This window comes from Deltaproteobacteria bacterium (genome assembly GCA_016931625.1).
In the GTDB taxonomy this organism is placed as follows: domain Bacteria; phylum Myxococcota; class XYA12-FULL-58-9; order XYA12-FULL-58-9; family JAFGEK01; genus JAFGEK01.
In genome coordinates this window covers 1-9,091 of sequence record JAFGEK010000171.1, presented here as the reverse complement: position 1 = coordinate 9,091, position 9,091 = coordinate 1, and the positions used below count along the sequence as shown (strand labels likewise).

Here is a 9,091-nt window from a genome sequence, read left to right as displayed (position 1 = left end):
TGCATGGCTGTCGTCAGCTCGTGTCGTGAGATGTTGGGTTAAGTCCCGCAACGAGCGCAACCCTCGTCGTTAGTTGCCATCGGGTAATGCCGGGCACTCTAGCGAGACTGCCGGTGTCAAACCGGAGGAAGGTGGGGATGACGTCAAGTCCTCATGGCCTTTATGTCTGGGGCTACACACGTGCTACAATGGCCACTACAGAGCGACGCGAACTCGTGAGAGGGAGCAAATCGCAAAAAAGTGGTCTCAGTTCGGATCGGAGTCTGCAACTCGACTTCGTGAAGTCGGAATCGCTAGTAATCGAGGATCAGCATGCCTCGGTGAATACGTTCCCGGGCCTTGTACACACCGCCCGTCACACCATGGGAGCTAATTGCTCCAGAAGTCGGTGGGCTAACCGCAAGGAGGCAGCCGCCCAAGGAGTGGTTGGTGACTGGGGTGAAGTCGTAACAAGGTAGCCGTAGGGGAACCTGCGGCTGGATCACCTCCTTTCTAAGGAGCTTCGTTAGCGATAAGCTTGACGAACACTCCAGGTCAATCGCACGCATTTTTTGGCGTTTTACTATTCAGTTTTGAAGGACTCGTTCTATCGAGTTGATATAAGCCGCTTAACTAGCGGCTTTTTTTTGGTCTGTAATAAATAATATAATAGTTTAAAAGATCATTTCTATGATTGTAAGATTGTGTTTAGTAGGTAAATAATTGAATTGCAATTATAGCAATTATTATATTGGCAATATCACTTCAAATAGGGACCCACCACCTACGCGTTCTTGATAAAATACATTACATTTAATTATCTATTTTTAACCAACATCACCATTGCTTGTGAAGAATTACTAGGCCAAGTCGTAAAACCTCATTTTTCGAAAATGAGGCCGAATTATAATACCCACTAAAAAAAACATAGCTTATTGGGTGCTCTTGCTAAAAGTGCAATAGCACTTAAAGGCTTTTGAAAACTGTCTGAGTAATAAACTCTATGACAGACGGAGTTTACTTATGTCACTCGAAGTCAATACAAACAGCGGCATCCCAAGCGTAGTTCCAACTTCTAGCGCAGCTCCACAAGCAGCAGTTGACGCTGCTATTAGTCGTATAGACAATATCCAAAGTGCAATTACTGGTATTTGCGAAGCTATCGCTGCAATTCAAGAAGCGATTGCTATTTTAGAACAAGAGCGCGCTGCCCAAGTTGCCCCTAACCCAGGTGATTATTACAAAACCGAAGAACGCAAGACAGGCACACCACCAAATGAGAAAATTGAGACTATTCGAGTATTAGATAAAGCTGCGTACGATGCTGTTATGTCAAAGTACCTTGCAACTTTAGCTCGTCTTGATGGCGAGATACAGGCAAAGAAGACCGAGTTAGCCGCAAAAGAAACTGAATTAGCTGCAAAAGAAACTGAACTTAGTGAAGCTGAACAAGAATTAGAAAAGGCACAAAAAGAGCTTGAAGAAGCGCTTGAGCAAGATGCTGCCAAACTACAAGAGGCGCAAGAGCGTTACCAACAAGAGCAGATTCGCATTCAACAAATGCACGAACAAGCTTTGCAAGCGCAAGCTGAGGCACAAAAAGCGCAAGAAGAGCTTGATAAAGCCCAACAAGAATTAGACAAGATTAAAAATGAAGCTGCAGATCTTGCTGGCGTTGATGCTGAGCAAGTTGATACCTGGTGGGAGCAAGTGGCACAATGGGACGGTAATGCACCAGCGCCATTCGCAGTTAATGAAGAAGCGACACCTGAGGAATTGCAAGATTCATACAATGTTATGAAATCTGCTGAGCAAGCAATACAAGAAGATATGCAAGCAGCGATTAATTGCTTACCCAGAATTGAAGATGGAGCACTACAACCACCACTACAACCGTTATCAGCAACAGACTTTATTGAAGTTGCTCCACAAGTGGCATCGATTGAAAACGGAATTTATACAAATGATTCAGGTTTACTCGCTGGATTTGATGAAAATGCTTCGCCAACAATTACTCCAGAATTAGCGATGCAAATGTACAACGCTTGGCATGCCGCTGGTTTTTCCGCTGAAGCTATGCAAATAGCAATGCAAGGTCTAACAGGGGTGGCTGCGTTTCGTTTTGATCCTACTACGCTTTATGGTCCATCGGGAATACCGGCTGCTACAGATGTTGATCAAGATGCTATTGGTGACTGCTATTTGATGGCAACGCTAGGAGCGTTAGCTAACCAACAACCAGATGCTATTAAAGATATGATTAAGTATGACCCTTATACGGGCGATTTCATTGTTACTATGCATGAGCGTAAATGGCATTGGTTACCTCCAGGCTATAAAACTGAAGAAGTCGAAATTCATGTTACTCAAGCAGACCTTGAAGATAATATAAACCGTCGAGGCGGTAGCACCGCTGATAATACCGGTAATGATGCTTTAATATGGCCAGCAGTCATTGAAACTGCATATGCTAAACAACATGATGGTAATTGGTCTGATGGGTTAGATGAAGGTTATAATGATATTAACGGTGGTTGGCCACGTGAAGCGTTGTTTGCGCTTACTGGATCTAAAGGCACCGATATACATTCAATGTGGTTTTTACCTGAAGAAGCAGATGCTGAGCGAATGTATAACATTATAGATACAGCATTGAATGAAGATCGCCCAGTCACATTAACTACAAATCCAGACGAAGCTAATGATGGCTTAGCAGAATTTCATGTCTATACTGTAGAACGAATTTATAAAGATGAGGCTGGCAATATTCAGGTGGTATTGCGAAATCCCTGGAATCATAATCTAAATATTGGCGAAGGGTTAGATAGCGCCGATCCAGTAATAACTGTTTCGCTAGAAACTTTATTAACCCAGGGCAGCTTTAACCAGTTTAATGTTGGTAATAAACCATAAGTTGATATTATGTTTAATTTATTAATTAACAAGCGACGGCACTGGTTTTTAAGTGCTAGTGCCGTCATTTTTTTAGGGACATTAGTTATGGCAAACACATTGCCACCATTTAAAGAATTTATTGAACTACGTGCACCACCAGCCACTCTTGTTGAAATAAAAAATCAAGACTATACCAATGATTGCCAAGCGCTTGAAAAAAATATTTTGACTTATTTGCGTCAAAACTTTTGTATAGTTGCGAAGCGATATTTTATTATCGACCCACGAGCAGATTGGATATCACTTGAAAAATTTGTTGCCAGTGAGCTTAGACAAAAAAACTATAAGCGTGAAAAATATGCTTGGCATCGACCAGGTTATGACCGTATTGCAGTATGGAGACATGATAGTAAAAATAGTTATATTACAGTAGCATTAACTAATACCGCAGAAGAAAAAAAAGTCATTGCTGGATATTTTGCCCTCGAACATAAATAATCTTTTTACTTGCAGAAATTTAAGGGTAATCGCTAATTATTGATTTAAATTATGCAAATAGGTCCATATACACTTAGCAACCCATGGATTCTTGCACCTATGGCGGGGGTTAGCGAAAAGCCTTTTCGTATTATTGCGCGTAATTTAGGTGCAGCCGCTGCACTAACTGAGTTAGTCAGTGCCAAAGGCTTGTTCTATGGTTCAAGTCGTACAGAACGTTTTTTAGCTCATGATTTAGAAGAGAAGCCATTTTGGGTTCAACTTTTTGGTGGTGATCCGAAAGCGATGGCCGAAGGGGCAGCCCGCGCTGTAGATCTTGGGGCAGATATAATCGATATAAATATGGGTTGCCCAGTAAAAAAAGTCACCCGTGAAGGTGCCGGAGCAGCGCTACTTAAAGACCCCTTGCGAGCAGCAAAAATTATTCAAGCTGTAACCAATAGAGTACCAGTACCAGTAACAGCTAAAATTCGCGCTGGTTGGGATGTTCATTCGTTAAATTATATTGAATTTTCGCGAGTGCTTATCGATTCTGGTTGCTCGGTTATTACACTGCACGCACGTACTTGTTCACAGGGTTATTCAGGTAAAGCCAATTGGTCTTTTATTACTGAACTTGTTGCAGCTTCTAGCATTCCTATTATCGGCAATGGTGATGCCCGCACACCTGCTTTAGCTCGTCAGATGTTTGATCAAACAGGATGTGCTGCAGTGATGATTGGACGTGGTGCCCTTGGTAATCCATGGATTTTTCAAGCGCTAACAGCTCCTGAAGTTTCACCGCAGACTCCCAATGATCGCTGGCAATTAATACGTAAACACTTAGAGGCACATTTGGAGTTTGTTGGTGATTTCAAGCGCGGAGTTCGTGGTTTTCGCATCCACTTATTTTGGTATAGCCATGGATTATGCGGTGCTAATGAATTTCGTCGTCAAGTCAATAAGATAGATGATCCTGTCGTTATGCAAAAAAAAGCTACCGAATTTTTTAGTACAGCAATGCCAGTATGCACTAATAACTTAAATCTATAATGCAAATTATTTTACACGCTAAAGAATTTTCAGACGCTAAGTGAAAATTATATTCTAATAGGTTTTATACGATTAAGCGGCGGATACGAAGATACCGGCAGCAATTCGACGGGCCTCGAAGGTTTAAAGCCATATTCCCAATAATCAGCTAGCAAATTAATCGCAGCAGCCACTCGAGAAGGAGTTTCTATCAGGCCGGCTAAGGTTCCGCGATCAACTTCGATTTTATATTCAGGTGTCCCATCGATGGCGCTAATTGGTGATTTGATAAGATGAGGAAGATTGAATTGTGCTGCGGCTTTACGAAAAGCACTTCGGATCCCAGGAATCATGGCTTCGCTTTGGGAAGCAATGGCATCTACCTTAAATCCAGCATGTTTCGACATGGTTTCTAGCCAGCGCAAACAAGCTGTTTCTGCAACATCCGGCGAAAAATTTCCTGCTACTGTTGCCACACTATACGAGATATCTCCTTTTATCACTTCAAGAAATCCTTTTAGCCGATCGGCTGAATCACTTGATCCAGGATCACCTAATACACTAAGAATTCTTCCCCCATGCGGCAATAATGCTCTAATTTGACGGGCTTGTTCTCTACCGGTCTCTATAGCATCAGGTAGCATAGTGGCTACTAGCGTCTGTGGGAATTCGCGCTGTAAGATTGGCCAACTCCAATCTACTTTTTCGTCCATGTCACTAGGAGTGCGATTAAGTAAGACAACAGGTTTGTTGTGCTCGACAGCCTTTCGTATCAAATGCATAGGTCCTGCTAATACGGCTAATATTACAATACCATCACAGTTTTCTTGCTTAATGGAGTCATTAAATTGTTCCTGTTGTTTAAATGAGTTTAGAGTCCAATGTGCTGTTAAGTGAATTTTTCGTTGCGCAGCTATTGCTTGAGCATCTTCAAACCAACGATTTTGTACATTATCCTGGCGAGTTAGCAGTACATTCACGTTTTTAATAATTTCCATTATTTGTTCCAGTCTAATTCATTTATTCATAATATCATTAATCCCAAGTGTTTGTACTAATAAATAATAATATAAAAAAATGGCTGAGATATTTTAAGTAATTAAATTTACATAGCAATATTATTTATTACTTATGTAATTGAGATAGCAATCGTTGTCCGGTATTTTTAATTTGTTCACTAAGGTATCTTACACGTAACTCGGCACGTTCAAGGTGCCGTTCAAGTACTTCACTTCGTAAAGATTGCTTTTTAGCGTGCATTAATAAAATTTCAGCTGCACGTGCATCAATTAAAATTTTGGCCAAACGTTCTGCATGTAATGAAGCATAGGTAAAATCGTGTTTTGGATCCCAACGCTGGAAATAACTTTTTGACCAACTGCGTAGTGGTTTATTTGCCAATGTTTTAATTTTAGCGGTAAAAGTCTTGGTCACCAAATATTGTTGTATTTTTAAGCTTTGGTTTACTAAATGGGCTACTCGTCTTTCAAGGTTGTCGCGAGCAGAGATACTTCGCCAGCGAGTTTTTGCTAAACGATGCAGAAATGTTTTAGGTCGGCGTATTATCCCCATTAGGCAGTCTTTCATTGCCATTAATGCTTGAATTTGGCTTGTTCCTTCATAAATAGGAAATACTAAAGCATCACGAAGCAAGCGTTCTGCCTGATAGTCACATGTATAGCCAACTCCACCGAGTATTTGCATAGTATAACGTGTTATTTCTACAGCTTTCTCTGCAGCAAAATATTTTACAAGTGGTGTTGCATGACGAGCTTCTAATTTATGATAATTTAGTTTGTTTAAAAGATTGTGTTTAGTATCAACGTTATTATCTCCTAAAGCGGCAATCTTTGCCTCAAGTTTTACAGCCATTTCTTCATGATAGGCAGCATCAAATGTTAAAGCACGCATAATTTGTAAGTTACTCGCAGCTTCGTCAAGATAATCGGCTATTATTTCATGCTGATCAATTGTTTTACCCATACTAGTACGCTCTGCGGCATATGTTTTTGCTAAGCGATAGGCGTTTTCTGCAATTCCGAGAGCAACAAAACCAACACCAATGCGAGCATTATTCATTAGCCGCAACATTAGTAAAAAGCCCTCACCTCGTTTGCCAATTATTTCTGCAGGAGTGTTATCAAAAGTCACAACGCAAGTGGGTGAAGCATGCTGCCCAAGTTTTTTTTCAACCCTTTCAATTTGAATATGGCGTTTACGCATACCTTGATTATCTGTAGTGAATGCTTGAACGAAAAAAAGAGATAATCCTTTAAGCCCTGGTGCAGTATTTTGGTCTTCACTACGTGCAAGTACTAAATGGTATTTTTCATTACCTGAGGTAATGAAAATTTTTTCGCCGGTTAAACGCCAATTTCCATAGTCATCTTTTTGAGCCACAGTTCTAAGAGAAGCCATATCACTGCCAGCATTGGCTTCTGTAATATCCATTGCCCCACAAGCCTCGCCTTTAATTATTTCTCTAATTGCTTCGTCCCAACGAGTGTTTAATAGTTTTCCGGTTTTGTGGTCAAATGTGGTGGAATTTTCATAAATTGACAATTGTAGTAATGCTTCAATGATAAGGATATTTAAGGATGATTGAGTAATTAAACTGATATCGGCGCGGGCAAGAATTTCAGTAATAAAACCATATACAATAGTTGGACATTGCATACCTCCGAGTTCACGAGGCATGGTTGCAGCTTGGATGCTAAGCGCATGAAAATGTTTTAAAATATTGCTAAAACTATTTGAGTGTTCAACTTCACCATTTGAGAATTGAACGCCGGTTTTTTCAATTTCGTCAGCAAAAGGGGCAATTTCTTTTGCAGCAAATACTCCTACCATTTCAAGAATATCTTTATAGAAGGTGATTTTTTCTTTTATTTCTTGATGGGTTGTATCTTTTATTAAGTTTCGTTCTGTTAAGGTAATAAGTGGATGCCAATCAATTCCTTGCTCAAAATAAAACATCAAATCTTCGTTATCAGTAAAGTAATTAGACAAGCATCACCTCTACAAAAAAGCACTAATATAAGCATAGCCGCTATTTGACTGAATGCGATCGAAACAAATGATAAAGATTTTTAAGTGTATGCACTTTTTTATTGACCTATGAGAATGGTTCAATTACATAACCGCTCCTCGTCGCGGCCCTACAGGGTTCGTGATTGTTGTTTGAGAAACTATAGATGCGTCACGCCAAGCAATTTCGCGGGTGTAACGTGAAAGGCAAGAGGCGCCTCAGAACTGCACAATTGTGCGGGCCTGTAGCTCAGTTGGTTAGAGCACACGCTTGATAAGCGTGGGGTCGAAAGTTCAAGTCTTTCCAGGCCCACCACTCTAATCAATTGGTTGTTAGCGATAGCAGGCAGTTTGGTTCTGATAGCCGTAAGTCAGTGCTTTAATGATTGCTAGGTTCTTATTGTTGACTCACGGGGCCGTAGCTCAGCTGGGAGAGCGCGGGCTTTGCAAGCCTGAGGCCGTGGGTTCGATCCCCATCGGCTCCACCAAGTGGGCTGAACAGAATTAGTAAGCATTGACAGATTTTAGCGTGATAGCATTTTTTAAGATTCGATGTGCTATAGATCATTTTAGATCTATATTCATTCGTTCTTTGACAACTGAATAAGAGTAATCAGCGCCCCGGTGGTTATAGGCTGCAATTTGCAGCATATGATTCACCGGAGAGTATTTAAGTAAGAGTACATGCTAAACATAATGCGTACATAACGCGTTACTTGGGATATATTTTATTCGAGTGAAGTGAAAGGTTACGTTGTTTGACCTGGCTTTGAGCATTAAAGCATTTAGTGCTTAAGCTACGAAGGGCATGTGGTGAATGCCTTGGCGCTGGCGAGCGATGAAGGACGTGGACGGCTGCGATAAGCTTCGGTGAGTTGCCTAGCAAACTGTGACCCGGAGATTTCCGAATGGGGCAACCCGTTACGATGAAAGTCGTGACATTTTATAGTGAATCCATAGCTATAAAAAGCCAACCCGGGGAAGTGAAACATCTCAGTACCCGGAGGAAGAGAAATCAAACGAGATTCCCCTAGTAGTGGCGAGCGAACGGGGAATAGCCTAAACCAGTGGTACATGTACCATTGGGGTTGTGGGGCGGCCATAAGCGACCAAAGTTGCTAATTGAAGGGTCTGGAAAGTCCCGGCATAGAGGGTGATACCCCCGTAAATGAAAGCAATAATGGCGTGGGCCTGTCCCCGAGTACCACAGGGCACGTGCAACCCGGTGGGAATCTGGGAGGACCATCTTCCAAGGCTAAATATCTGCCAGCGACCGATAGTGAAGAGTACCGTGAGGGAAAGGTGAAAAGCACCCCGGTGAGGGGAGTGAAAAAGTACCTGAAACCGCATGTCTACAACCTGTGGAAGGGCTATGCCCGTAAGGGAATGCCCGACCGCGTACCTTTTGCATCATGGGTTGGCGACTCAGTCTATGCAGCAAGGTTAAGCCGTTATAGGTGTAGCCGAAGCGAAAGCGAGTCTTAATAGGGCGTATAGTTGCATGGATTGGACCCGAAGCCGGTCGATCTATGCATGGCCAGGGTGAAGCGAGAGTAAAATCTCGTGGAGGCCCGAACTGGTGAAGGTTGAAAACTTCTCGGATGAGCTGTGCGTAGGGGTGAAAGGCCAATCAAGGCCGGTGATAGCTGGTTCTCCCCGAAAGATATTTAGGTATCGCCTC

The 9,091-nt window shown here is 41.9% G+C and carries 5 protein-coding genes, 2 tRNA genes and 2 rRNA genes; 7 read left to right on the top strand and 2 right to left on the bottom strand.

Translation table 11 applies throughout. From position 1 onward, the window contains the following. The 4 genes from JW841_14735 to dusB all read left to right on the top strand — a co-directional run. Positions 1-492, top strand: a 16S ribosomal RNA gene (locus JW841_14735); the annotation flags it as partial. A gap of 510 nt (positions 493-1,002) precedes the next feature. Beyond that, complete coding sequence (locus JW841_14730) at positions 1,003-2,892, top strand: hypothetical protein (GenBank protein ID MBN1962190.1); 1,890 nt, start codon at positions 1,003-1,005, stop codon at positions 2,890-2,892. Positions 2,893-2,901: 9 nt separating this feature from the next. After that, positions 2,902-3,372, top strand: coding sequence for a hypothetical protein (locus tag JW841_14725; GenBank protein ID MBN1962189.1), 471 nt, complete (start codon positions 2,902-2,904; stop codon positions 3,370-3,372). Positions 3,373-3,423: 51 nt separating this feature from the next. Continuing rightward, positions 3,424-4,404 carry a tRNA dihydrouridine synthase DusB gene (gene dusB / locus JW841_14720; GenBank protein MBN1962188.1) on the top strand — a complete coding sequence of 327 codons (981 nt, stop codon included), beginning with the start codon at positions 3,424-3,426 and terminating at the stop codon, positions 4,402-4,404. Positions 4,405-4,451: 47 nt separating this feature from the next. Here dusB and JW841_14715 read toward each other — a convergent pair whose 3' ends face one another. Then, entirely contained in the window at positions 4,452-5,381 is a 930-nt protein-coding gene (locus JW841_14715) for a sugar ABC transporter substrate-binding protein (protein MBN1962187.1), read from the bottom strand. Positions 5,382-5,508: 127 nt separating this feature from the next. Further along, a complete protein-coding gene (locus JW841_14710; protein ID MBN1962186.1) occupies positions 5,509-7,392 on the bottom strand; it encodes an acyl-CoA dehydrogenase family protein in 1,884 nt (627 codons plus the stop codon). Positions 7,393-7,649: 257 nt separating this feature from the next. Here JW841_14710 and JW841_14705 point away from each other — a divergent pair. The 3 genes from JW841_14705 to JW841_14695 form a co-directional block, all read left to right on the top strand. Further along, a tRNA-Ile gene (locus tag JW841_14705) sits at positions 7,650-7,726 on the top strand. Between the two features lie 96 nt (positions 7,727-7,822). Continuing rightward, positions 7,823-7,898: transfer RNA gene (locus JW841_14700), tRNA-Ala, on the top strand. Positions 7,899-8,200: 302 nt separating this feature from the next. Further along, positions 8,201-9,091: ribosomal RNA gene (locus JW841_14695) — 23S ribosomal RNA — on the top strand; the annotation flags it as partial.

Bases quoted from the DNA above. Each gene is read 5' to 3' on its own strand.
- JW841_14730 (MBN1962190.1), top strand. From the start codon at position 1,003: ATGTCACTCGAAGTCAATACAAACAGCGGCATCCCAAGCGTAGTTCCA.
- JW841_14715 (MBN1962187.1), bottom strand. From the start codon at position 5,381: ATGGAAATTATTAAAAACGTGAATGTACTGCTAACTCGCCAGGATAAT.
- JW841_14725 (MBN1962189.1), top strand. From the start codon at position 2,902: ATGTTTAATTTATTAATTAACAAGCGACGGCACTGGTTTTTAAGTGCT.
- dusB (MBN1962188.1), top strand. From the start codon at position 3,424: ATGCAAATAGGTCCATATACACTTAGCAACCCATGGATTCTTGCACCT.